Below are 24,030 nucleotides of genomic sequence, written 5' to 3' on the forward strand. Positions count from 1 at the left end.
ATGTCTGATGCACTACCTACAACGGCAGCCGATTCGGCTGCCGTTGGCTTTTTCAAGGTCGCCCTCGGTGTCGAGTACAAAGGATCGCGCTATCGCGGATTCCAGCGTCAGCGCGCGGGTGTTCCGTCCATCCAGGAGACCCTGGAAAGGGCCCTGTCCAAGGTGGCCGGAGGGGCTCCTGTCACCCTGAGTTGCGCCGGGCGAACCGATGCGCTGGTGCATGCCAGTGCCCAAGTGGTGCATTTCGACACAACTGTCGAGCGCTCCACCCATTCTTGGGTCATGGGTGCAAACATGAACCTGCCGGCGGACATCAGCGTGACCTGGGCCAAGCTCATGCCCGCGCATTTCGATGCGCGCTTCTGCGCCATGGCCCGGCGCTACCGCTATGTGATCTACAACGACCAGATCCGGCCGGCGCACATGGCCGAAGAGGTCACCTGGAATCACCGGCCGTTGGATGTCGAACTCATGCGCGAGGCCGCCAAGGCGTTGGTGGGTACCCATGACTTCAGTGCTTTCCGTGCGCGTCAGTGTCAGGCCAAGTCGCCGGTGAAAACGGTCCACCACCTGCAGCTGCTCGAGCATGGCCGCTTCATCGTGCTGGATATTCGCGCCAACGCCTTTCTGCATCACATGGTGCGCAATATCGCTGGTGTGCTGATGGCCATCGGTGCCGGGGAGAAGCCGGTGGAGTGGGCGCGAGAGGTACTCGAGACGCGGGTGCGTCGTACCGGTGGGGTGACCGCGCATCCCTTTGGCTTGTACCTCGTCCAGGTCGATTATCCGGAGGAATTCGAGCTGCCGAAGCGCTACCTCGGGCCGCATTTCCTGTCCGGTTTGCCGGATGTGGCGGCTGACGCCTAGATAGGCATTTGCTACCATCGGCGCTTTAGCGGAGGTGTCGCCAGTTGCCAGTCGTTCGCAGCAAGATCTGTGGAATTACCCGGGTAGAAGACGCGCTGATCGCGGCGGAGGCCGGTGCCGATGCCATCGGTCTGGTGTTCTACGCCAAGAGCCCCCGTGCGGTCACGGTGCCTCAGGCGCAGGCGATCATCGCCGCGCTGCCGCCGTTCGTGACTACAGTTGGCCTGTTCGTCGACGCCAATGGTGATGAGTTGAGTAGGGTGCTCGACGCGCTGCCGCTGGATCTGCTGCAGTTTCACGGCGACGAGACCGCTGCCGCCTGCGAGGCCGCTCGCCGGCCTTATCTCAAGGCGCTGCGGGTCAGGCCCGGTGATGACGTTGGCGCGCGGATCGAGGCCTACCCGAGCGCCGCTGGCATCTTGCTGGATACCTATGTGCCCGGGGTGCCGGGTGGTACCGGCGAGGCATTCGACTGGTCGTTGGTGCCCCATGATTTGCAAAAGCCGATCATCCTGGCAGGTGGCCTAACGCCGGCCAATGTGGCGGATGCCATCGCCCGGGTCAGGCCCTACGGGGTCGATGTCAGCGGCGGGGTGGAGGCGAGCCAGGGCATCAAGGATGCCGAAAAGGTTCGGGCCTTCGTGCGCGCCGTGAGAGGCGGCTAAGGCTCGCGTGCGGACAATGTGACGACGCGGCGGGCAGTGCCGTCCATAGCCCTGTTGCAGGTGTTGTAATTGAGCGCCTATGGCGGTCGAGGTAGAGCTGGCGGGTAGTCGAGCGTTTTGTGCAGTCCGTGACGATTGTGTGGAGCGAGCGCCGGCCCCTGAAGAGACTGCATCCGTGAATTCGCTTGGGTATGCCATGAGGCCTTGCGCCAGGGGCATGTCCGAGCCAACAGCTTGGGAGAATGAAGAGCATGAGCAACTGGTTGGTAGACAAACTGATCCCATCGATCATGCGTTCCGAGGTCAAGAAGAGTTCGGTGCCCGAGGGGCTCTGGCACAAGTGCCGCTCCTGTGATGCGGTGCTGTACAAGCCCGAGTTGGAAAAGACCCTGGATGTCTGCCCCAAATGTAATCACCACATGCGTATCGATGCGCGGGTGCGCCTCAATATCTTCCTCGACGCGGAAGGTCGCGAGGAGATCGGTGCCGACCTGGAGCCGGTCGATCGCCTGAAGTTCCGCGACAGCAAGAAGTACAAGGATCGCCTGGTGGCGGCGCAGAAGCAGACAGGCGAAAAGGATGCGCTGATCGCCATGCGTGGCACTCTGGAGAAGATGCCGGTGGTGGCCTGTGCCTTCGAGTTCTCCTTCATGGGCGGTTCGATGGGCGCCATCGTCGGTGAGCGCTTCGTGCGCGCGGCAAACGTGGCGTTGGAGCAGCGTTGCCCGCTGATATGCTTCTCTGCTTCCGGCGGCGCGCGCATGCAGGAGGCCCTGATTTCGCTGATGCAGATGGCCAAGACCTCGGCCGTGTTGGCACGCCTGCGCGAAGAAGGTATTCCGTTCATCTCGGTGCTTACCGATCCGGTCTATGGCGGTGTGTCGGCGAGTCTGGCGATGCTTGGTGACGTGATCGTCGCCGAACCGCGTGCGTTGATTGGTTTTGCCGGTCCGCGGGTCATCGAGCAGACCGTACGCGAGAAGCTGCCAGAAGGTTTCCAGCGCAGTGAGTTTCTCCTCGAGCATGGCGCGATCGACATGATCATCCCGCGTGCCGAGCTGCGCCCGCGCCTGGCCAGGCTGCTCGCGCAGCTGACCCGCCAGCCGTCCCCTGCTGCACTTCCGGCCACTGCATGACCGAGCGCTCCCTGGCCGACTGGCTGGCCTACCTGGAACAGCTGCACCCCTCGGCCATCGACATGGGGCTGGAGCGCTCCAGGGCGGTGGCGCAGCGGCTGTGTCTGGGTAAGCCCGCGCCCCTGGTGATTACCGTCACCGGCACCAACGGCAAGGGTTCTACCTGCGCCTTCTTGGCGTCGCTGTTGCAGACGCAGGGCTTGCGGACCGGTGTCTACAGTTCGCCGCACCTGCTGCGCTACAACGAGCGCGTGCAGATTGCCGGTAACCAGGCCAGTGATGCCGAACTCTGCGAAGCATTCGCGGCGGTCGAGGCGGCGCGCGGCGAGATTTCCCTGACCTACTTTGAAGTGGGCACGCTGGCGGCCTTCTGGCTGTTCCTGCGGGCTGGGCTGGATGCGGTGGTGCTGGAAGTTGGCCTGGGCGGGCGCCTGGACGCAGTCAATCTGGTCGATGCCGACCTCGCGCTGGTCACCAGCATCGGTCTGGACCATGCCGAATGGCTGGGCGATACCCGCGAGTCGGTCGCCTTCGAGAAGGCCGGGATTTTTCGCCCCGGACAGCCGGCCCTGTGCGGCGATCCGCAGCCGCCGCAGCCGCTGCTGGATCGAGCGGCGCAGCTGGAGGCGCCGTTTTTCCTGCGCGGTCGCGATTATGATCTCAGTGTCGGTGCCGAGCATTGGTCCTGGTCCGGTACGGACCGCCGGGGCGACAAGCTGCTTCTCGAGCAGCTGCCGCTGCTCGATCTGCCGATGGAGAACGCCGCCCTGGCGCTGCAGGCATTCGCCTTGCTGGAGCTGCCTTGGCAGGCGGAGCAGGTTGCTCAGGCGCTGGCGCGTACGCGGGTGACCGGGCGCCTCGATCGGCGAGCGTTGAGCTGGCAGGGCAAGGCGCTGACACTGCTGCTGGATGTTGGGCATAATCCCCACGCCGCCGAGTATCTGGCGCAGCGTCTGGCGACCAATCCCTCGGGGGGCAGGCGCCTGGCCGTGTTTGGACTGCTGACCGACAAGGACCTGGCGGGTGTGGTTACGCCGCTATTGGGTGCGATCTCGCACTGGGCGGTAGCACCGTTGCCGTCCGTGCGCAGTCGCCCAGTCGCCGAGCTGGAGGCGCAGCTGCATAATTGCGCGGCCCAGGTCAGCGCTTATGACGATGTGCAGTCGGCGCTCCAGGCTCAGTGCGAGCGGGCATCTGCAGGGGACGAAATCCTGCTGTTCGGATCTTTTTACTGCGTGGCCGAGGCCCTGGACTGGCTGGCCCGCCATGCCTCGGGGGAAATGCAGGATGGCTTTGCTCGATAAAGGACTGAAGCAGCGGATGGTCGGTGCGCTGGTGTTGCTGGCGTTGGCGGTGATCTTCCTGCCCATGCTGTTGTCGCGCCAGGATGAGCTGCGCCATGTGGTGGTCGAAGCGCCGCCTATGCCCCCGGTCCCGGCCATGCCGAAGGTCGAAATGCAGCCGGTTGCCGTGCCGGAACCCCAGGTCCTTCCGGAGGAGCCACTGCCGGAGCAGGGAAGCGCTGAGTCGGTTACGCCCGAACCTGAGGTCGCGCCGGTCGGCAAGCCCGAGGCTGTGGTGGCCGTGCCCACCCAACCTGCCGCGCCAGCCCCGACAAGTCGTCTGGATGCCAACGGCCTGCCGATCAGTTGGTCGGTGCAGCTGGCCAGTCTGTCCAGTCGCAGCGGCGCCGAGAGTCTGCAGAAGACCTTGCGTAGCCAGGGTTACAACGCCTACATCCGCAGCGTGGATGGGATGAACCGGGTCTTTGTCGGGCCCTTGATCGAGCGCGCCGAGGCCGATCGCCTGCGCGACCAGCTCAAGCGTCAGCACAAGCTCAATGGTTTCGTCGTGCGCTTTCAGCCGGAGCGCAGTTGATGCGCGGTTTACCCCAAAAGCATGGGCTCTGCTAAAATGCAGCGCCTTTTCCGTCGGTAGCCTGAATCGTGGCATTCACCTGGGTCGATTGGGCGATTATCGCCATCATCGCCATATCGAGTCTGATCAGCCTGAGCCGCGGCTTCGTCAAGGAAGCCCTATCGCTGCTCACCTGGATCATTGCCGGCGTCGTCGCCTGGATGTTCGGCGGCGCGTTGTCGCAGCACCTCACAGATTTCATCGAAACGCCGTCGGCGCGCGTGATTGCCGCCTGCGCCTTCCTGTTTGTCGTCACCCTGATGGTTGGCGCGCTGGTCAACTACCTGGTCGGCGAGCTGATCCGGGTTACCGGATTGTCCGGCACCGACCGCTTTCTCGGCATGGTTTTTGGTGCCGCCCGGGGCGGACTCTTGGTCGTGGTGCTGGTCGGCCTGCTCAGCCTGGCGCCGGTGCAGCAGGATCCATGGTGGCAGCAATCGACGCTGCTGCCGCACTTTCTCATGGTTGCGGACTGGTCGAAGAACCTGATTCTCGGGATGTCCAGCGAGTGGCTAGCCAGCGGCATCAGCGCTCCGGCGGAGCTGCCGTTCAAAGAGGGTCTCTTGCAGCCTAAACTGCCGTAAGAGCCTTCAGAATTAGCGTGTTTCATTAAGTAGGGGTTGCGTCACATGTGTGGCATTGTCGGTATCGTCGGTAAATCGAACGTCAATCAGGCGCTGTATGACGGGCTCACCGTTCTTCAGCACCGCGGCCAGGATGCTGCCGGTATTGTCACCAGCCATGACGGGCGGCTGTTCCTGCGCAAGGACAATGGCCTGGTGCGCGACGTGTTCCAGCAGCGCCATATGCAGCGCCTGATCGGCCACATGGGTATCGGCCATGTGCGCTACCCGACCGCCGGCAGCTCGAGCTCGGCAGAAGCGCAGCCTTTCTACGTCAACTCGCCTTACGGCATCACCCTGGCGCACAACGGCAACCTGACCAACGTCGAGCAGTTGGCCAAGGAGATCTACGAGTCCGACCTGCGGCATGTGAACACCAACTCCGATTCGGAAGTGCTGCTCAACGTGTTCGCCCATGAGCTGGCCCAGCGCGGTCAGCTGCAGCCGACCGAGGAAGACGTGTTCGCCGCGGTCAGCGACGTGCACAAGCGCTGCCGGGGCGGCTATGCGGTGGTGGCGATGATCACCGGTTACGGCATCGTCGGTTTCCGTGACCCGAACGGCATTCGGCCGATCGTCTTCGGTCAGCGTCACACCGACGAGGGCGTCGAGTACATGATCGCCTCGGAAAGCGTGTCGCTGGATGTTCTGGGCTTCACCCTGATCCGCGACCTGGCTCCTGGTGAGGCGGTCTACATCACCGAAGACGGCAAGCTGTTCACGCGCCAGTGTGCGGAGAATCCGCGCTACTCGCCGTGCATCTTCGAGCACGTCTACCTGGCGCGTCCCGACTCGATCATGGACGGCATCTCGGTATACAAGGCGCGCCTGCGCATGGGCGAGAAGCTGGCCGAAAAGATCCAGCGCGAGCGGCCCGAACACGACATCGACGTGGTTATCCCGATTCCCGATACCAGCCGCACCTCGGCGCTGGAGCTGGCCAACCACCTGGGCGTGAAGTTCCGCGAAGGCTTCGTCAAGAATCGCTATATCGGCCGGACCTTCATCATGCCTGGCCAGGCGGCGCGCAAGAAGTCCGTGCGGCAGAAGCTCAATGCCATCGAGCTGGAGTTCCGCGGCAAGAACGTGATGCTGGTGGACGACTCGATCGTGCGCGGCACCACCTGCAAGCAGATCATCCAGATGGCCCGCGAGGCCGGGGCGAAGAACGTCTACTTCTGTTCGGCGGCGCCGGCGGTGCGCTATCCGAATGTCTACGGCATCGACATGCCGAGCGCTCACGAGCTGATCGCCCACAACCGTACCACCGAGGAAGTCTGCGAGCTGATCGGCGCCGACTGGCTGGTCTATCAGGACCTGCCGGATCTGATCGAGGCAGTCAGCGGTAGCAAGAAGATCAAGATCGACAACTTCGACTGCGCGGTGTTCGATGGGCAGTACGTCACCGGTGACGTCGATGCGGCCTACCTGGACAAGATCGAGCAGGCGCGCAACGATGCCACCAAGACCAAGTCCCAGGCGGTCAGCGCGATTATCGACCTGTACAACAACTAAGCGGCAATGCGTCGGGCGCGAAGCGTCGGCGCGGTGGAATCGAGGTGAGGGGCATGGCGCAAGATTGGGATGCCGGGCGACTGGACAGCGACCTGGAAGGAGTCGGATTCGATACCCTGGCGGTGCGCGCCGGGCAGCGCCGCACTCCGGAGGGCGAGCATAGCGAAGCCCTGTTTCCGACCTCGAGCTACGTGTTCCGCACCGCGGCCGACGCGGCCGCGCGCTTTGCCGGCGAAGTGCCGGGCAACGTCTACTCCCGATACACCAATCCCACGGTGCGCGCCTTCGAGGAGCGCATTGCCGCGCTGGAGGGCGCCGAACAGGCGGTCGCCACGGCTTCCGGCATGTCGGCGATACTGGCCATCGTCATGAGCCTGTGCAGTGGTGGTGATCACGTGCTGGTATCGCGCAGCGTGTTCGGTTCGACCATCAGCCTGTTCGAGAAGTATCTCAAGCGCTTCGGCGTGGAGGTCGACTACGTCGCGCTATCCGATCTGGATGCCTGGCAGGCGGCCTTGCGGCCCAACACCAAGCTGCTGTTCGTCGAGTCGCCGTCCAACCCCCTGGCCGAGCTGGTCGATATCGCCGCGCTGGCGCAGATCGCCCATGCCCGAGGCGCGCTGCTGGCCGTGGACAACTGCTTCTGCACCCCGGCGCTGCAGCAGCCGCTGAAGCTGGGCGCGGATGTGGTGATGCATTCGGCGACCAAGTTCATCGACGGCCAGGGCCGTGGTATGGGCGGCGTGGTGGCCGGCAAGGCGGAATTGATGAAGGAAGTGGTCGGCTTCCTGCGCACCGCAGGGCCTACTCTCAGCCCGTTCAATGCGTGGATCTTCCTCAAGGGCCTGGAAACCTTGCGCGTGCGCATGCAGGCCCACTGCGCCAGCGCCCAGCAGCTGGCCGAATGGCTCGAACAGCAGGCGGGCGTGGAGCACGTCTACTACGCAGGCTTGCCCAGCCACCCGCAACACGAGCTGGCCAGGCGTCAGCAGAGCGCCTTTGGCGCCGTTGTCAGCTTCGAAGTGGCGGGCGGCAAGGAGGCGGCCTGGCGATTCATCGATGCGACACGGGTGATCTCCATCACCACCAACCTGGGTGACACCAAGACCACCATTGCCCACCCGGCGACCACCTCTCACGGCCGGCTCTCGCCGGCCGAGCGGGCCAATGCTGGAATCCGCGATAACCTGATTCGCGTGGCGGTGGGCCTGGAAGACCTGGCCGACCTCAAGGCCGATCTGGCCCGCGGTCTGGCCGCGCTCTAGCTTGCACGCCGCTGTCTTCGCGAGATAAGAAAAAGCCTCGGCAGTTGCCGAGGCTTTCTTCGTTGGGGGCGCTATTCGCGCAGGTCGACGGCTGCCTCCGGGCTGCGGTCGAACAGTTGAAGCGGATCGCGGGGCAGCGCATCGGGCTGGTAGTCGTCGCGGATATCCCGGAGCACGCGGATGTCGCCGTACTTCTTGCCGGACAGGGCGGCCAGGCCGGCAGCGTCGCGCACTACGGTCGGGCGCAGGAATACCATCAGGTTGCGCTTGATGTGGGTGTCCTGGGTCGAGCGGAACAGGCGGCCGAGGAAGGGGATGTCGCCCAGCAGCGGCACCTTGGAGTCGGTCTGGGTGATGTCGTCCTGAATCAGCCCGCCGAGCACGATGACCTGCCCGTCTTCGGCAAGGATGGTGCTCTTGATCGAGCGCTTGTTGGTGATCAGGTCGACGGCGTTGATCCCTTGGGCAGTCGGCGCGATGGAGGAAATTTCCTGTTCGATCTCCAGGCGCAGGCTGGCGCCTTCATTGATGTGCGGGGTGACCTTGAGGGTGACGCCGATGTCCTTGCGCTCGATGGTGGTGAAGGGGTTGTCGGCACCGGATGCGCTGGTGGTGAAGGAGCCGGTCTGGAATGGCACGTTCTGCCCGACCAGAATCTCTGCCTCCTGGTTGTCCAGGGTTAGCAGGCTGGGGGTCGACAGCAGGTTGCTCTTGGTATTGGCCGACAGGGCGGTGACCAGCACACCGAAGCGTTCGCTGCCCAGGCCGATGATCGCGCCATCGGGCAGGCTGTTGAGGATCGGGTTGTCGACGTTGTTCTTCTGGTCCTGGATGGCCTGCAGCACCGTGCCGACCGACAGGCCGGTGTTGCCGAAGTTGACTCCGCCGAGGCCGCCCTTGCCGCCGCGGGCATCCAGCGCCCACTGCACGCCGAGGGCGTCGCTGATGTCGCCCGAGACCTCGACGATGGCGGCCTCCACCATCACCTGGGCGCGCGGCACGTCGAGCTGGCGGACGATGTCCTCCAGGGTCGCCACCAGGTCGGGCTCGGCCAGCAGGACCAGGGCATTGAGGCTTTCGTCGGCGCGGATCAGGGTGTTTTGCGGTTTGCTGGTTGTTTCGCCGCCATCCTGCGCCTTCAGGCCCTCGGAGATGTCGCCGAGGGTTTCGGCCAGGGCCTTGGCGTCGTTGTGTCGCAGGCGTATCACCCGGGTGTTGGCCGAGCGGCTGGTCGGGGTGTCCAGCGACTGGGCCAGGGCCAGCAGTTTGGCGCGGGCTGCCGGTGGGCCGAGGAGGATCAGCCGGTTGGTGCGTGCGTCGGCGATCACCTGGATACCGGAGGCGCCCTTGGCTTGACCCCTGTCCAGGGCGCTATTGAGTACTTCGGCGGCATCCATCACCCAGGCATGCTGCAGGTTGAGCACGCTGTAGTCGCGTTCGCCCTTCTGGTCGAGCTGGCGCAGCAGGTCTTCGATACGGGCGATATTGGCGCTGCGGTCGCTGATAATGATTGCATTGGCTGAGGTGACGGCGGCCAGGTGGCCGTATTGGGGTACCAGCGGGCGCAGCAGGGGAATCAGTTCGGTCGCCGAGCCGTGTTGCACTTGGATAAGACGAGTCTCCAGACGGTCCGGGGCGACGCGGCCGAGTCCAGCCTCCGCCTTCGCTTCGGCGTTGGGCACGATGCGCGCCTGCTCGCCCTGGGTGATGACGCTGAAGCCATGGGTGGCCATTACCGAGAGAAACAGTTGGTAGACCTCGCTCAGATTCAGCGGGCTGCTCGACACGACGCTGACCTGGCCCTTCACCCGGGGGTCGACGACGAAGGTCTCCCCCGTGATTTGCGCGACCTGGTCGATGAACTCACGGATATCGGCGCCTTTCAGGTTGATGGTCCAGCTTTCCTCCTGCTGTCCGGCGGCCGGTGTTGCTGCGCTGTTGGCCGCACTGAGCGGCAGCGGGCCGAAGGCCAGGCCGGCGGCGAACAGGGCGAAGGTGAGTCGCGATAGGATCGGGGACATCGGTTCAGTCGCCTTCTATTATGGTCTGATCGGTAGGTTCGGCGTCTGGCGGCAGGGTGCCTGCCGCCTCCATCTGTTCGCGCAGTGAGTCCATGCGCTCGCGCAGTTGTTCGAGGTTGCCGGCCTCCAGCTCGTCGAGCTGGTCCAGGTTTCCTGGGTCTGTTTCGTAGGGAATGTAATTCAGGCCGTCGCCGGCAGATTGGCTCTGGGGGAAGGTCAGGCTCTCGCGCCGTCCGTTGCGCAGCAGTTCGACGCGATCGGCGTAGATCGCGTGCAAACGCACTCCGTTGGCCACTTCACTGTCGATCTGGTAGCGCTGGGCTTCGCTGCCATTCTCACGAATGATCGCGCTGGAGCGCTGTGGATCGCTGTGGACGAAGCTGCCCAGCAGCGTCAGGCGCAGGTTGGTGGCCGGCGGCGGCGCGCTGTCATCCACTGCACCGCTGCCGAAGAGCTGCTCCAGGCCAGGGCTGAGGGCGGTCGCGCGGGGTAGGCCGGGGTCCGGTGATTCCAGGGTCGCGGGCGTGCGCAGCAGGCGCAGCCAGTCGGCCGTTTGCCAGGCCAGGCTGACACTCATGGCCAGGACCATGGCGATACCGACCAGGGTGGTGGTGTGCAACTGCAGCCAGCGTCCAGTAGCCGTAACAGGCAAAGGCATCACTCCATGAGATTCTTGTTCTGTGGTGCGTGTCGCGCCCCGATCATAGACAGTTCGGCAGCATTTTGCAGTCCCCTTTCGGGGTGGTGTATCCCGCCGCCGTGATGTGCTAAAGATAGCCCAGTGTCCCCGCACTTTGGCGGGAACTCTCCACAATTAACCGACGGAACCGCGGCTGCATAATGGTCAGGACTGACCGTGATACTTGCGTCACGTTACCGCCTAAGGCTCGCCTAGGATGAACGCTCTGCCCAATGATGCGCCTCTGCGCCGTTTGCCGTTCAGTTTCGCCAAGCGTCACGGCGTGGTGCTGCTGGCGGAGGCCGAACCGCCCTGTCTCGGCCATCGACCCGGGGTCGAGCTAGTGGCCGTGGCCGAGGCGCAGCGCTTCGTCGGTCGTCAGCTGGCGCTGCGCGCGCTGTCCGCCGAGGCCTTCGAGCAGGCGCTGGGCAAGGCCTATCAGCACGACTCGGCGTCCATGCAGCTGGCCGAAGACATCGGCGGAAGTCTCGACCTGGCTGCCCTGGCCGAGCAGGTGCCGGAGACCGAGGACCTGCTGGAGCAGGAGGACGATGCGCCGATCATCCGTCTGATCAACGCGATTCTCGGCGAGGCGATCAAGGAAAACGCCTCGGACATTCACCTGGAGACTTTTGAGAAGCGCCTGGTGGTGCGCTTTCGCGTCGACGGCATCCTTCGTGAAGTGCTCGAGCCCAAGCGCGAGCTGGCGGCGTTGCTGGTCTCGCGGATCAAGGTCATGGCGCGTCTGGACATTGCCGAGAAGCGCGTGCCCCAGGACGGGCGGATATCCCTGAAGGTCGGCGGTCGCGAGGTGGACATTCGGGTGTCGACCCTGCCTTCGGCCAACGGCGAGCGGGTCGTGCTGCGCCTGCTGGACAAGCAGGCCGGGCGCCTGACGCTGCAGCACCTGGGCATGTGCGCGCGGGATCGCGAGCTGATGGAGGCGACCGTGCGCAAGCCACACGGCATCCTTCTGGTTACCGGCCCCACCGGTTCGGGCAAGACCACCACGCTCTATGCCAGCCTGGTCAGCCTCAACGACCGCACGCGCAACATTCTCACGGTGGAGGACCCGATCGAGTATCACCTCGAGGGCATCGGCCAGACCCAGGTCAACACCAAGGTTGACATGACCTTCGCCCGCGGTCTGCGAGCCATTCTGCGTCAGGACCCGGACGTGGTGATGGTCGGCGAGATCCGCGACAAGGAGACCGCCGAGATCGCCGTACAGGCCTCGCTGACCGGGCACCTGGTGCTGTCGACCCTGCACACCAACAGCGCGATCGGCGCCATCACCCGCCTGGTCGATATGGGCGTCGAACCCTTCCTGCTGTCCTCGTCGCTGCTCGGCGTACTGGCCCAGCGCCTGGTGCGGGTGCTCTGTCCCCAGTGCAAGGAGGCCTATCAGGCCGACGCCGCCGAATGTGCCAAGCTCGGCGTGGTCGCCGAGCCGCCGCCGACCCTCTACCACGCACGTGGCTGCAGCGCCTGTCACCAGCAGGGCTATCGCGGCCGTACCGGAATCTATGAGCTGGTGGTGTTCGATGATCACCTGCGCACGCTGATCCACAACGTCGCCTCCGAGCAGGACATGATCCGTCATGCCCGCACGCTCGGACCGAGCATCCGCGAGGATGGGCGGCGCAAGGTGCTGGAGGGCTTGACCAGCCTGGAAGAAGTGCTGCGCGTGACCCTGGAAGAGTAATGGCCGCCTTCGAATACCTCGCCCTCGACCGTAAGGGCCGTCAACAGAAAGGCGTACTGGAGGCCGACAGTGCCCGTCAGGTGCGTCAACTGCTGCGTGAGCGGCAGCTGGCGCCGCTGGAGGTCAACGCCACGCGCACCCGAGAGCCGGCCGGCGGGCACTTCAGCTTCAGTCGCGGCCTCTCGGCGCGGGACCTGGCGCTGTTGACCCGGCAGCTGGCCACCCTGATTCAAGCGGCGTTGCCGATCGAGGAGGCACTGCGGGCCGCCGCGGCCCAGGCCAGTGCGCCGCGCATCCAGAGCATGTTGTTGGCGGTGCGGGCGCGGGTGCTGGAGGGGCACGGCCTGGCCGACAGCCTGAAGGAGTTTCCCGCCGCCTTTCCCGAGCTGTACCGCGCCACGGTGGCGGCGGGCGAGCACGCCGGTCACCTCGGCCCCGTGCTGGAGCAATTGGCCGACTACACCGAGCAGCGCCAGCAGTCGCGGCAGAAGATCCAGCTGGCGCTGCTCTATCCGCTGATCCTGATGTGCGCCTCGCTGCTGATCGTCGGCTTCCTGCTCGGCTACGTGGTGCCGGACGTGGTGCGGGTCTTCATCGACTCGGGCCAGACCCTGCCGGCCCTGACCCGCGGCCTGATCGCCCTGAGCGATTGGGTCAAGGGCTGGGCCTGGCTGGTGCTGATCCTGATGGCGCTCGGGTTCTTCGCCCTGCGCTGGGCACTGCGTGACGAGTCGGTGAAGTTGCGCTGGCATGCCTTGCTGCTCCGCGTGCCGCTGTTCGGGCGGCTGATCCGTGCCACCGACTGCGCCCGTTTTGCTTCGACCCTGGCCATCCTCACCCGCAGTGGGGTGCCCCTGGTGGAGGCCCTGGCGATCGGCGGCGAGGTGATCGCCAATCGGGTGATACGAGGCCAGGTGGTGGTGGCTGCGCAGAAGGTCCGCGAGGGCGGCAGCCTGACCCGCGCGCTGGAGGCCAGCGGGCAGTTCCCGCCGATGATGTTGCATATGATCGCCAGCGGCGAGCGCTCCGGTGAGCTGGATCAGATGCTCGCGCGCACGGCGCGCAACCAGGAAAACGACCTGGCCGCCCAGGTGGCCTTGTTGGTCGGCCTGTTCGAGCCGTTCATGCTGGTCTTCATGGGGGCGGTGGTACTGGTCATAGTCTTGGCCATCCTGCTGCCCATTCTGTCTCTCAATCAATTGGTGGGGTAAGCAGGTGAACAAGCGTCAGGCAGGTTTTACGCTGATCGAAATCATGGTGGTGGTGGTGATCCTCGGGATCCTCGCCGCCCTGGTGGTGCCGCAGGTGATGAGTCGGCCGGACCAGGCCAAGGTCACCGCGGCGCAGAACGATATCCGCGCCATCGGTGCCGCCCTGGACATGTACAAGCTGGACAATCACAGCTATCCCAGCACCCAGCAGGGGCTCGAAGCGCTGGTGGAGAAACCCTCCGGCAACCCGCCGGCGAAGAACTGGAACAGGGACGGCTACCTCAAGCGCCTGCCGGTCGATCCCTGGGGCAACGTCTACCAGTACCTGGCCCCCGGCACCAAGGGCGCCTTCGATCTCTATTCACTGGGGCGGGACGGCAAGCAGGGCGGCAGCGATCTGGATGCCGACATCGGCAGCTGGGACCTCTGATGAGGCAGTGCTGAGCCATGCCCACCAGGCGCCTCGCGCTGACGTCCGCCTCTGCCAGGCGCGGCCGCTCAGGCGGTTTCACCCTGGTCGAGTTGCTGGTGGTGCTGGTCATCCTTGGCGTGCTGATCGGCCTGGCGGTGATCGGCACCGGCGCCACCGGTCCCGCACGGGAGCTGCATGACGAAGCCGAGCGTCTGGCTGGCTTGATCGGTGTGCTGGCCGAGGAGGCGGTGCTGGACAACCGCGAGTACGGCGTCCACCTGAGTGCCGGTGCCTATCAGGTATTGCAATACGACCCGGCCTCGCGTCGGTGGCAGGCGCTGCAGCGACAGCCCCACCAGTTACCGCCTTGGGCGGAGCTGAGTGTCGAACTGGAGGGCGAGGCGCTGCGCCTGCCCCAGCCCACCGGCGAGTCGGCCGGCAAGGCTGGTCTCACCCCGCAGCTGCTGATTCTCTCCAGCGGTGAGCTCAGTCCCTTTCGCCTGCAGCTGCGTGAGCGTCGCCGGGACGGAATGCACCTGTGGCTGTCGAGTGACGGATTCCAGTTGCCCAGGGTCGAGCTGGGCGGCGTCAAGGGACGCTCCGGATGAGGCGCATGGCGGGATTCACCCTGCTCGAGGTGCTGGTGGCCTTGGCCATCTTCGCCCTGGTCGCCGCCAGTGTGCTGAGTGCCAGCACGCGCAGCCTGCAGACGGCCGCGCGCTTGGAGGACAAGACCCTGGCGATGTGGATCGCCGACAACCGTCTGACCGAGTTGCAGCTGGCCGAGGTGCCGGCCGCGGATGGGCGCGCTGAGGGCGAACTGACCTTCGGCGGACGTCGTTGGCAGTGGCAGAGCGAGATCCAGCAAACCAGCGAGCCAAGCATGCGCCGGGTCACTCTGTGGGTGGCGGCGTATCCGGAGCGGCGGCCGCGTGGTGACCTGCGCGAGCGGGCGCTGGTCAGTCTCACTGGTTTTCTCGGGACGCCACGATGAAGCGTTCGCGAGGCTTCACCCTGCTCGAGCTGCTGATCGCCATCGCGATTTTTGCCCTGCTCGGCCTCGGCACCTATCGCATGCTCGACAGCGTGCTGCGCACCGACAGCGCCACGCGGGCGCATGAACAGCAGCTGCGTGAGCTGGTGCGGGCCATGGCGGCTTTCGAGCGCGATGTGTTGCAGGTGGTCGCGCGCCCGGTACGTGACCCCTTCGGCGATGCGCGTCCCGCCCTGCTCGGCGAGGAGGTTGGCGGTGCGGCGGTCGAGCTGAGTCGAGCCGGTTGGCGCAATCCCCTGGGGCGCGTGCGCGCCGGCGTGCAGCGGGTGCGTTGGCAGTTGAGCGGCGAACAATGGCAGCGGCGCTACTGGAACGTGCTGGATCAGGCCCAGGACAGCCAGCCCCAGGTACAGCAGGCGTTGCACGGGGTGATGCGCCTGCAGCTGCGCTACCAGGATGGTCTGGGCGCCTGGCACGACAGCTGGCCGCCGCCTGGCGGTCGAGGGGACGAGGCCCTGGTGGTGCTGCCGCAGGCGCTCGAGCTGGTGCTGGAGCATCGGCGCTACGGCGAGCTGCGGCGCCTGCTGCGGCTGCCAGAGGTGCCGCCGCAGCAACAGGCTCCAGCCGCCGGGGGCGAGGAGGGCGGCGATGCAGGCGAGCCGCAGAAGGAGCCCGAATCATGAGGGCGCAGCGCGGCGTCGCCTTGATCACGGTGCTGTTAGTGGTGGCAGTGGTGACAGTGGTCTGTTCCGGTCTGATCGCCCGTCAACAGCTGGCCATTCGCAGCAGCGCCAATCAGTTGCACGTGCGCCAGGCCTGGCACTACGCCCTGGGGGGCGAGACCCTGGCTCAGGCGGTGTTGCGCCGGGACCTGCTGCAGGGCAATCCGAGGGCACCGGTGGATCACCTCGGCGAGGCCTGGGCTCAGCCCCTGGCGCCCTTCAATCTGGATGAGGGCGGTGAATTGCAGGTGCGCATCGTCGATCCGAGTGGGCGCTTCAATCTCAACAGCCTGGTACGCAAGGGGCAGGCCAATGAGGCCGCCGTGGCCCAGTTTCGCCGCTTGTTGCGCAGCCTGCAGATCGACAAGCCCTACGCCGAGCGCCTGGTGGACTGGCTGGACATCGACCAGGAACCCAGTGGCGGCTTCGGCGCCGAGGACAATCAGTACCTGTTGGTCCAGCCGGCCTACCGTGCGGCTAATCGAGCCTTGAGCGACGTGTCCGAATTGCGTCTGCTGCTGGAAATGACCGAGGCCGATTACCTGCGTTTGTTGCCCTACGTCAGCGCGTTGCCGGCCGATGCCACGCTGAACGTGAATACCGCCGGCGCCCTGGTCCTGGCGAGCCTGGCCGATGGCTTGCCGCTCGCCACCGCCGAGGGTCTGGTCGCGGCGCGAGGCCGTCAGGGCTATGCCGACGTGGCGAGTTTCGTCGCCCAGTTGCCGGGGTTGAAGGTGCAGGGCCAAGGCTTGGCCGTGGGTAGTCAATACTTTGAGGTGATCAGTGATGTCAGCGTGGGGGATCGTCGTCAGGCGCTGCGCAGTACGCTGCAGCGCAGCAGCGATGGTCGAGTCTATGTGTTAGCCCGTGACCTGGGGCAGGGAGCAGTGCCACCCGCACCCGTCGAGGAAGTTGAACCATGAGTCAGTCGTATGTGTTTTTACCGCCAGAGGCCTGTGCCGAGGCCGACCCCGAGCTGTTGGTGCAGCGGGTCCATGGGGAGCGCCGCGAGCCGATGCCTTTCTCCCGGACGGTGGCCGCGAAGGACGAATCCTGGACGCTGGTGCTGCCGGTCGAGGCGGTGACCGCCTGCGCCGTACAGCTGCCGACCCAGAAGGCCCGCTGGCTGCGTCAGGCCCTGCCGTTTGCGGTCGAGGAGCTGCTCGCCGAGGATGTCGAGCAGTTTCATCTGGCCTTGGGCGAGCCGCTGGCCGATGGACGTCACCGGGTATTCGCGGTGCGCCGCCGGTGGTTGGCGGACTGGCTGGCACTGTGCAAGACGCCGCCGCAGGCGATTGCCGTGGATGCGGATATGCTGCCACGCGAGGGCACCCAGCTGCTGCCGTTGGGCGGGCGCTGCCTGGTCGGCGGAGCGGAGGTCGCGCGCCTGGCGCTAAACGCCGAGGACTGGCCGACATTGGCGCCCCTGTGTCCGCGTCCACACGTCGCCTATCGCGTGCCCAGGCAGCCGGAACTGGAGTCGGCGGACCAGTGCCCTGAGGTGAGAGACCCCCATGTCTGGTTGGCGCGACAGGGGGTCGTCAGCAACCTTGCGCAGGGCGACTTTGCCCCTGTCGGAGCAGGTGGGCGGTGGCAGCGATGCTGGCCACTGCTGGGGCTGGTCGGCCTGTGGCTGGTGCTGCAATGGGGCTTCAATCTGGCCCAGGGTTGGCACCTGCAGAAGCAGGCCGACACCTATGCTGAGGCTAGCGAGGCGTTGTACCGCGAGCTGTTTCCAGATGATCGCAAGCTGATCGACCTGCGCGCGCAACTGGATCAGCACCTGGCGGAAGGGGGCGCCAGCGGTCAGGGGCGCCTGCTCGGAATGCTGGCCCAGGTGAATCAGGCGATAACCGCCGAAGGCGCGCGGGTCGAGGTGCAACAGCTGGATTTCAGTGACAGTCGCGGAGACCTGGCTTTGCAGATCCAGGCGCCGGGATTCAGCGAGCTGGAGCGGCTGCGCGAGCGCCTCCTGGAGGCGGGCCTGGCCGTCCAGCTGGGCTCGGCCAGCCGTGAAGAGCAAGGCGTGAGCGCGCGCCTGGTGATCGAGGGATGAACATGAGCAATCTGAGTGACCTGACGCATCCGTTCGCCGCGCAGCTGGAAAGCTCCGCATTGACCCAGCGCTGGCGTGCCCTGGCGGCGCGCGAGCGCCTGGCCCTTGGGGCGCTGGCGCTGTTCCTGCTGCTGGTGCTGCTCTATCTGCTGCTCTGGCAGCCGGTCCAGCAGAGGCTGGCGGCGGCCCGCACAGGCTACGAGCAGCAGCGCGCCTTGCATGCCTACCTGCAAGCCCAGGCGCCGCTGGCCCGCAGTCTGGCCAGTACACCACAAGCTAGCCTCGATCCGGCGCGGTTGCAGGGGGTGGTCACCGCCAGTGCGGCCGAGCAGGGGTTGACCGTTGAACGCCTGGACAGCGAGGGGGACGGTTCGCTGGAGGTCAGCCTGCAGGCGGCCCCCTTTGCCCAGCTGCTGCGCTGGTTCGTGGTGCTGGAGCGCCAGGGGGTGCGGATTGCCGAGGCCGGCCTGGATCGCAGCGAGGACAATCGGGTGGCGGCGCGCCTGACCCTGCGGGTGGCGTTTTGAGTCGCTCGCTGGCCTGTTGCAGTCCGGGATGGCACGGCGCTTTTCTCTTTCGTGATAAAAACTTCAAACAGGGCCTTGACTTAGCTCTGCCCCTTGCGTAAATTTCGCGCCTCGCAACGAGATGGGTGATTAGCTCAGCTGGGAGAGCATCTGCCTTACAAGCAGAGGGTCGGCGGTTCGATCCCGTCATCACCCACCACTTTTTGTGAATTCGGGCGTCAAGCCCGGCCGACGCGCAGCGGTAGTTCAGTCGGTTAGAATACCGGCCTGTCACGCCGGGGGTCGCGGGTTCGAGTCCCGTCCGCTGCGCCATATTTTCCATATCGGGCTTGCCCGGTGTGAGGCAGGAATAGCCGAAAGGTTGCTCCTTCCAGACGAAGCAAGAGTTCCACGGACGAAAGTCCAACCGACGCGCAGCGGTAGTTCAGTCGGTTAGAATACCGGCCTGTCACGCCGGGGGTCGCGGGTTCGAGTCCCGTCCGCTGCGCCATATACGAAACCCTCAGGTAGCGATACCTGAGGGTTTTTTATTGCCTGCGCAAAGCTGTCATCAGTCGGTCATGAGCCCTTTGTAGGCTGACCCGGCGCGTCCTGGTTCATCCTGTGCGGTCGCGCTCTGCCAGTCAGTGAGGATCGTGCGATGGAAGACTACCAGGAAGAACTGCTCGAGCTGCGTGCCTACGAGCTGGACGCCGAAGAGTTCGCGGAAGACGCCGCCGAATTGTGAGGTCGCCTTGGTCGCGTCGCTGGGGTCAGGCGCCCCGGCGGTGGGCGCGGCGGAACTCGCCGGGCGTCTGCTGGTTCCAGCGTTTGAAGGCCCGCTGGAAGGCCTCCGCTGAGGCGAAGCCGAGCAGGTAGGCAATCTCGCCGAAGGCCAGTTCGGTGTCACGGATATAGGTCATGGCCAGGTCGCGACGGGTTTCGTTGAGGATGGCGCGAAACTGCGTGCCTTCCTCGGCCAGCCGGCGCCTCAGGGTCCAGCTGGGCATCTGCAGGCGGACGGCGATTTCCTGCAGATCGGGCTCGCGTCCATGCAGCAGCGGTCCCAGCATCTGGGTGATACGTTCGCGCAGGCTGCGGGTACGGGTCAGTTGCTCCAGTTCTCTCTCGCAAATTTCCACCAGGTGGCGCCAGGTGCTTGGGCAATGCTCGGGGTTCTGCAGGTTGAGCGTGGCCTGGCCCAGGCGCAGCTGGTTGTGTTCGGCGCCGAACTGCACCGGCGCTCCGAACCATTCGGCATGCTGCTCGCTGTAGTCGGGTGGCGGGAACTCGATCTGCACCTTCTCCACGGGTAGCGGCCGTCTGGCCAGATCGCCAAGCTGCTGCGTCCAGCTGGCCAGCACCGAATCGACCACGAAACGGTTGTAGGCGTTGTACGGGCTGATCGAGTAGAAGCGCAGCCAGGCGCCCTGGGGATCTTCGTGCAGGCTGGACTGGCCGCGGTAGTTGGAGGCGTACAGCGGCTCGAAGCGAATCAGGGTGCGTGCCGCTTCGCGCACGGTGGGCGCCTGGGCGGCGGTGACGCCGGCCAGGCCGGCCTGGCTCATGCGGCTCATGCGGCCCATGCGCAGGCCCAGGCCGGGGTCCCCGGTCAGCTGAATTGCCGCGTGACCCAGGCGCATGTAGCGCGGAATGGACAGCCGCGCCCTGGGGGCGGCGAGGCGCGCGGCATCCAGTCCGTAATTTTCGAGGAGGGTTCTGGCGTCGTGGCCGTGCTCGCGTACGGCGGCGGCCAGGCTGTGGACGAAGCCGACGGAGAGGTCGCCGAGCCTGACCCGGGGCGTTGATGTGCTCATGCGGGGCTCCAAACCATTGTGGTGGCTGCTCGGAAAACGCGTGTCGAAGGCAGGCCTGATCGAAGGGATTTCCCGGAGTGCAGTGTTAGTTTAGATCATTAACATGTTAATTAGGGTCATTGATGTGCGAGAGAAGGGCCATTATCGTCTAGCTCATACCGACCGGGGTCCAGCGAGGCCGCGGCGCTCCGTGAACTGAATAGGCTCGATGTGGAGAACTCCATGACCGCTCACTACCCGAACTTGCTCGCCCCGCTGGATCTGGGCTTCACCACCTTGAAGAACCGCGCGCTGATGGGCTCGATGCACACCGGCCTGGAAGAGAAGCCCAATGGCTTCGCCCGTATGGCTGCCTACTTCGCCGAGCGCGCCCGCGGCGGCGTCGGCCTGATGGTCACCGGCGGCTTCGGGCCGAACGAGGAAGGCGGCGTCTATGCTGGCGCAGCCAAGCTGAGCACGGCGGAAGAGGCCGACAAGCATCGGGAGGTCACCCAGGCGGTGCATGAGGCGGGTGGCAAGATCTGTCTGCAGATCCTGCATGCCGGCCGCTATGCCTACAGCCCGAAGCTGGTGGCGCCGAGCGCCATCCAGGCACCGATCAACCCGTTCAAGCCGAAGGAGCTGGACGAGGAGGGCATCGAGAAGCAGATCCAGGATTTCGTCAACTGCGCCAGCCTGGCGCAGACCGCCGGCTACGACGGTGTCGAGGTCATGGGCTCGGAAGGCTACTTCATCAACCAGTTCCTGGTGGCCCACACCAACCACCGCACCGATCGCTGGGGTGGCAGCTACGAGAACCGCATGCGCCTGCCGGTGGAGATCGTGCGTCGGGTACGCGAGGCGGTGGGGCCGAACTTCATCATCATCTATCGCCTGTCGATGCTCGACCTGGTGGAAGGCGGCAGCAACTGGGATGAGATCGTCACCCTGGCCAAGGCCATCGAGCAGGCCGGCGCGACCCTGATCAACACCGGTATCGGCTGGCACGAGGCGCGCGTTCCGACCATCGCCACCAAGGTGCCGCGGGCGGCCTTCACCAAGGTCACCGCCAAGCTGCGCGGTGAAATCCAGATCCCGCTGATCACCACCAACCGCATCAATACACCGGAAGTGGCCGAGCAGGTGCTGGCCGAGGGCGACGCCGACATGGTTTCCATGGCCCGCCCGTTCCTCGCCGACCCGGACTTCGTCAACAAGGCCGCGGAAGGTCGCGGCGACGAGATCAATACCTGCATCGGTTGCAACCAGGCCTGCCTGGATCACACCTTCAGCGGCAAGCTGACCAGTTGCCTAGTCAACCCGCGGGCCTGCCACGAGACCGAGCTGAATTACATCCCGACCGCCCAGGTGAAGAAGATTGCCGTGGTCGGCGCCGGCCCGGCGGGCCTGGCCGCCGCCACTGTGGCCGCCGAGCGCGGCCACAGCGTGACCCTGTTCGATTCGGCCAGCGAGATCGGCGGCCAGTTCAACGTGGCCAAGCGCGTGCCGGGCAAGGAGGAGTTCTTCGAAACCCTGCGCTACTTCAAGCGCAAGCTGGAGACCACCGGGGTGGAGCTGCGCCTGAACACCCGCGTCAGCGCTGACGAGCTGGCCCAGGGCGGGTTCGACGAGGTGATCCTAGCCACCGGTATCGCCCCGCGCACGCCGGAGATTCCCGGAGTGGATCACCCCAAGGTGATCGGCTACCTGGATGCCATTCTCGAGCGCAAGCCGGTCGGCCAGCGTGTCGCGGTGATCGGCGCCGGCGGCATCGGTTTCGACGTGTCCGAATTCATCACCCACCAGGGCGAGGCCAGCAGCCTGAGCCGCGAGGCGTTCTGGCAGGAGTGGGGCATCGACGCTCAACTGGAGGCTCGTGGTGGTGTCGCCGGCATCCAGGCCGCGCCCCATGCGCCGGCGCGCGAGGTGTTCCTGCTGCAGCGCAAGACGTCCAAGGTCGGCGACGGCCTGGGCAAGACCACCGGCTGGATTCATCGCACCGGGCTGAAGAACAAGCGGGTGCAGATGGTCAACAGCGTCGAGTACCTGAACATCGACGACGCCGGCCTGCATATCCGCGTGGCCGGTGGCGAGCCGCAGCTGTTGCCGGTGGACACGGTGATCGTCTGTGCCGGCCAGGACCCGCTGCGCGAGTTGCAGGAAGGGCTGGTCGCCGCCGGGCAGAATGTGCACCTGATCGGTGGCGCCGATGTGGCCGCCGAGCTGGATGCCAAGCGCGCTATCAACCAGGGCTCGCGACTGGCTGCAGAGCTCTAACTCGACGCTGCCTCGCCGGGACACTGTCGCCGGCGAGGCAGCTGTATGCAGTCCCTTTTCGGTGGGTTTCCCGAGCCCGCCGTACCAAGTCCGTCACAGTTTCGTCCTGCCGTGGCCCTGTTCACCGCGGGCGGCAGGGCCACTGCCAACCCAGTCACATTGCTGGCTTTGGGTTTTCCCCTAGACTTTCCAGAACAACGGGATAGCCCCTGAATCCAGGGTTTTTCTGGATGGTCAGGAACATTACCCGCTCGAGCGGATCCCACCTTGTTTGGCTAGAGGGAAACCGATGAGCATGCAGAAAAGACCGCAGATGGTTGAGGCCGTGATGTTCTTCAGGGAGCGTGGCGGTATCTGCAAGCAAATGCTCTTTCCCGAGTTCGAGGCCCTGCTCGACGGTGTGGTCAACATGCCGGAGTTTGCCGATCAGCAGCTCCGCGTCGCCTATGTGCTGATCAATCCGCGCCTGTTGATCAAGGCCGCTGTGTTCTTCTACCTGGATTTCGACGAGAAGGGCGCGCCGGATCGGGGCTGGAACATTCCGCTGCAGCATCTCTCCGAGCGCGCCGGCCGCGGTCCCGATCTGGGTGCCGGGCCGATCCGCCTGGCCTGCCGCAGTCAGTGTCCGGTGTCCTGGCACCAAATGCACCTGTGGGACCCCAGCCTGGCGCCCGGGCAGAATGACCTGGTGCTGCTGCGCGACGCGGTCAAGCGCAACAGCCTGGGCCTGCTGGTGGAGGACGACACGGCCCAGGCCGTGGCGCCCGAGCGCCTGCAGATGGCCTCCGAAGACCAGTGGTACGCTTCCGAGAAGGGCAGGGAAGCCACGGCCCAGCTCTCGGAAAAGCTGGACCAGGAACACCGCCTGAAAACCGCGCAACTGATCAAGCAACAGCGCCTGCGTATCGCCAGCCTCAGCCAGCAGCGGGAGGAAGAGCTGGCCAAGTTCAAGTTGGCCTGCGAGGAGCAGAGCAGGAAGTTGCTGGCGCAGATTCACGGCCTGGACAAGAGCCTGCGCCAGCAGCAGGCGCTGAACACCGACCTCAAGGCCCAGCTGGCCGCCCAGGCCGCCAGCTTCCAGGCCTCCCGCGAGGAAATGACCGAGCAGTTGCGCTCGCTCGAGCATCACGGCCGCACCGAAAGCGATGTGCTGCGCCGCCAGTTCGAGGGCGAGCTTGAGGCCAAGATCGCCTCGGCGGTGATCGAGTACAAGGAGCAGATCGCCATTCGCAATGTCGAGCTGGCCTATCGCAACGAACAGGAAGGGCAGCTGCAGCAGGAGCTCGAGCGACTCAGGCAGGAGCGCGACGAGCTGGCCGGCCAGAGCGGCGGGCAGATTCTCGAGCGTCTGGCCAATCTCGGCGTGGTCTTCGTGGTGTACCATCCGGGCGCCGGCCACCTCACCATCCCGCTGCAGGACATCGCCCGTTACCAGGACAATCCCATGGCCTATGCCGCGGCCAAGTGCTTCGTCTCCGAGGAGCAATATCGCCAGTGGCTGGCGCACTTCCAGCAGCCGAGCTGCGAGGCGCTGCTGCCCAGTGGTGAGCGCTGCGCCATCCCCATCGATCGGGTCGACACCCCAAGCCGCTTCACCGTCGGCGATTCCAACTGCTGCGCTCGGCACAAGGCCAGTAGCCGCCTGCGCACGGTCGGTTGACCC

At 65.4% G+C, this 24,030-nt stretch carries 22 protein-coding genes and 3 tRNA genes; 22 read left to right on the forward strand and 3 right to left on the reverse strand.

Annotated features, from left to right (window positions below; translation table 11 throughout):
- The 8 genes from truA to KDW96_RS19940 all read left to right on the forward strand — a co-directional run bounded on the left by truA (position 1) and on the right by KDW96_RS19940 (position 7,988).
- Positions 1 to 867: a tRNA pseudouridine(38-40) synthase TruA gene (gene truA / locus KDW96_RS19905; RefSeq protein ID WP_255837951.1), complete on the forward strand. Its 867-nt coding sequence runs from the start codon at positions 1 to 3 to the stop codon at positions 865 to 867.
- Between the two features lie 44 nt (positions 868 to 911).
- Positions 912 to 1,532, forward strand: a complete 621-nt coding sequence (locus KDW96_RS19910; protein WP_255837952.1) for a phosphoribosylanthranilate isomerase — start codon at positions 912 to 914, stop codon at positions 1,530 to 1,532.
- A gap of 251 nt (positions 1,533 to 1,783) precedes the next feature.
- Positions 1,784 to 2,668, forward strand: coding sequence for an acetyl-CoA carboxylase, carboxyltransferase subunit beta (gene accD, locus KDW96_RS19915; protein ID WP_255837953.1), 885 nt, complete (start codon positions 1,784 to 1,786; stop codon positions 2,666 to 2,668).
- The gene (folC, locus tag KDW96_RS19920) at positions 2,665 to 3,972 is read left to right on the forward strand and encodes a bifunctional tetrahydrofolate synthase/dihydrofolate synthase (protein ID WP_255837954.1); all 1,308 of its coding nucleotides are present in this window, start codon (positions 2,665 to 2,667) and stop codon (positions 3,970 to 3,972) included. Before accD ends, folC begins: the two co-directional genes overlap by 4 nt.
- Positions 3,956 to 4,546, forward strand: a complete 591-nt coding sequence (locus tag KDW96_RS19925; RefSeq protein WP_255837955.1) for an SPOR domain-containing protein — start codon at positions 3,956 to 3,958, stop codon at positions 4,544 to 4,546. The genes folC and KDW96_RS19925 overlap by 17 nt, the downstream gene beginning before the upstream one ends.
- Positions 4,547 to 4,614: 68 nt before the next feature.
- A complete protein-coding gene (locus KDW96_RS19930; protein ID WP_255837956.1) occupies positions 4,615 to 5,169 on the forward strand; it encodes a CvpA family protein in 555 nt (184 codons plus the stop codon).
- A 45-nt stretch (positions 5,170 to 5,214) separates the two neighbouring features.
- Positions 5,215 to 6,723: an amidophosphoribosyltransferase gene (purF, locus tag KDW96_RS19935; RefSeq protein ID WP_255837957.1), complete on the forward strand. Its 1,509-nt coding sequence runs from the start codon at positions 5,215 to 5,217 to the stop codon at positions 6,721 to 6,723.
- Positions 6,724 to 6,776: 53 nt separating this feature from the next.
- A complete protein-coding gene (locus KDW96_RS19940) occupies positions 6,777 to 7,988 on the forward strand; it encodes an O-succinylhomoserine sulfhydrylase (RefSeq protein WP_255837958.1) in 1,212 nt (403 codons plus the stop codon).
- Positions 7,989 to 8,059: 71 nt separating this feature from the next.
- Here the strand turns inward: KDW96_RS19940 and gspD are convergent, their stop codons facing one another.
- Together gspD and KDW96_RS19950 are read right to left on the reverse strand one after the other, a co-directional pair.
- Positions 8,060 to 10,009 (reverse strand): type II secretion system secretin GspD, encoded by a 1,950-nt coding sequence (gene gspD / locus KDW96_RS19945; protein WP_255837959.1) that lies wholly within the window; start codon positions 10,007 to 10,009, stop codon positions 8,060 to 8,062.
- A gap of 4 nt (positions 10,010 to 10,013) precedes the next feature.
- Positions 10,014 to 10,667, reverse strand: a complete 654-nt coding sequence (locus tag KDW96_RS19950) for a type II secretion system protein N (RefSeq protein WP_255837960.1) — start codon at positions 10,665 to 10,667, stop codon at positions 10,014 to 10,016.
- A gap of 238 nt (positions 10,668 to 10,905) precedes the next feature.
- On the opposite strand from KDW96_RS19950, the gene gspE reads away from it, so the two are divergent.
- From gspE to KDW96_RS20010, 12 genes are all read left to right on the forward strand, one after another.
- On the forward strand, positions 10,906 to 12,393 hold the full coding sequence (gene gspE, locus KDW96_RS19955) for a type II secretion system ATPase GspE (protein ID WP_255837961.1): 1,488 nt from the start codon (positions 10,906 to 10,908) through the stop codon (positions 12,391 to 12,393).
- Positions 12,393 to 13,604, forward strand: coding sequence for a GspF family T2SS innner membrane protein variant XcpS (xcpS, locus tag KDW96_RS19960; RefSeq protein WP_255837962.1), 1,212 nt, complete (start codon positions 12,393 to 12,395; stop codon positions 13,602 to 13,604). The genes gspE and xcpS overlap by 1 nt, the downstream gene beginning before the upstream one ends.
- Positions 13,605 to 13,647: 43 nt before the next feature.
- Positions 13,648 to 14,034: a type II secretion system major pseudopilin GspG gene (gspG, locus tag KDW96_RS19965; RefSeq protein ID WP_255840573.1), complete on the forward strand. Its 387-nt coding sequence runs from the start codon at positions 13,648 to 13,650 to the stop codon at positions 14,032 to 14,034.
- A gap of 17 nt (positions 14,035 to 14,051) precedes the next feature.
- A complete protein-coding gene (gene gspH / locus KDW96_RS19970) occupies positions 14,052 to 14,624 on the forward strand; it encodes a type II secretion system minor pseudopilin GspH (RefSeq protein WP_255837963.1) in 573 nt (190 codons plus the stop codon).
- Positions 14,621 to 15,010 carry a type II secretion system minor pseudopilin GspI gene (gspI, locus tag KDW96_RS19975; protein WP_255837964.1) on the forward strand — a complete coding sequence of 130 codons (390 nt, stop codon included), beginning with the start codon at positions 14,621 to 14,623 and terminating at the stop codon, positions 15,008 to 15,010. Before gspH ends, gspI begins: the two co-directional genes overlap by 4 nt.
- A complete protein-coding gene (gene gspJ / locus KDW96_RS19980; RefSeq protein WP_255837965.1) occupies positions 15,007 to 15,693 on the forward strand; it encodes a type II secretion system minor pseudopilin GspJ in 687 nt (228 codons plus the stop codon). The genes gspI and gspJ overlap by 4 nt, the downstream gene beginning before the upstream one ends.
- Entirely contained in the window at positions 15,690 to 16,655 is a 966-nt protein-coding gene (gene gspK / locus KDW96_RS19985; RefSeq protein WP_304665563.1) for a type II secretion system minor pseudopilin GspK, read from the forward strand. Before gspJ ends, gspK begins: the two co-directional genes overlap by 4 nt.
- Entirely contained in the window at positions 16,652 to 17,788 is a 1,137-nt protein-coding gene (gspL, locus tag KDW96_RS19990; protein WP_255837966.1) for a type II secretion system protein GspL, read from the forward strand. The genes gspK and gspL overlap by 4 nt, the downstream gene beginning before the upstream one ends.
- Before the next feature lie 2 nt (positions 17,789 to 17,790).
- Positions 17,791 to 18,315, forward strand: coding sequence for a type II secretion system protein M (locus tag KDW96_RS19995; RefSeq protein WP_255837967.1), 525 nt, complete (start codon positions 17,791 to 17,793; stop codon positions 18,313 to 18,315).
- Between the two features lie 123 nt (positions 18,316 to 18,438).
- Positions 18,439 to 18,514: transfer RNA gene (locus KDW96_RS20000), tRNA-Val, on the forward strand.
- Positions 18,515 to 18,550: 36 nt separating this feature from the next.
- Positions 18,551 to 18,627, forward strand: a tRNA-Asp gene (locus tag KDW96_RS20005).
- 101 nt (positions 18,628 to 18,728) lie between these two features.
- Positions 18,729 to 18,805: transfer RNA gene (locus KDW96_RS20010), tRNA-Asp, on the forward strand.
- A 262-nt stretch (positions 18,806 to 19,067) separates the two neighbouring features.
- On the opposite strand, the gene KDW96_RS20015 is transcribed toward KDW96_RS20010, so the two are convergent.
- Entirely contained in the window at positions 19,068 to 20,111 is a 1,044-nt protein-coding gene (locus tag KDW96_RS20015; protein WP_255837968.1) for an AraC family transcriptional regulator, read from the reverse strand.
- 222 nt (positions 20,112 to 20,333) lie between these two features.
- Between KDW96_RS20015 and KDW96_RS20020 the strand changes: the two genes are divergently transcribed.
- On the forward strand, positions 20,334 to 22,367 hold the full coding sequence (locus KDW96_RS20020) for an NADPH-dependent 2,4-dienoyl-CoA reductase (protein WP_255837969.1): 2,034 nt from the start codon (positions 20,334 to 20,336) through the stop codon (positions 22,365 to 22,367).
- A gap of 289 nt (positions 22,368 to 22,656) precedes the next feature.
- Positions 22,657 to 24,027, forward strand: coding sequence for a chromosome partitioning protein ParA (locus KDW96_RS20025; protein ID WP_255837970.1), 1,371 nt, complete (start codon positions 22,657 to 22,659; stop codon positions 24,025 to 24,027).
- Positions 24,028 to 24,030 lie beyond the last annotated feature (3 nt).

This window comes from Pseudomonas benzenivorans, from assembly GCF_024397895.1.
Classification (GTDB): Bacteria; Pseudomonadota; Gammaproteobacteria; order Pseudomonadales; family Pseudomonadaceae; genus Aquipseudomonas; species Aquipseudomonas benzenivorans_A.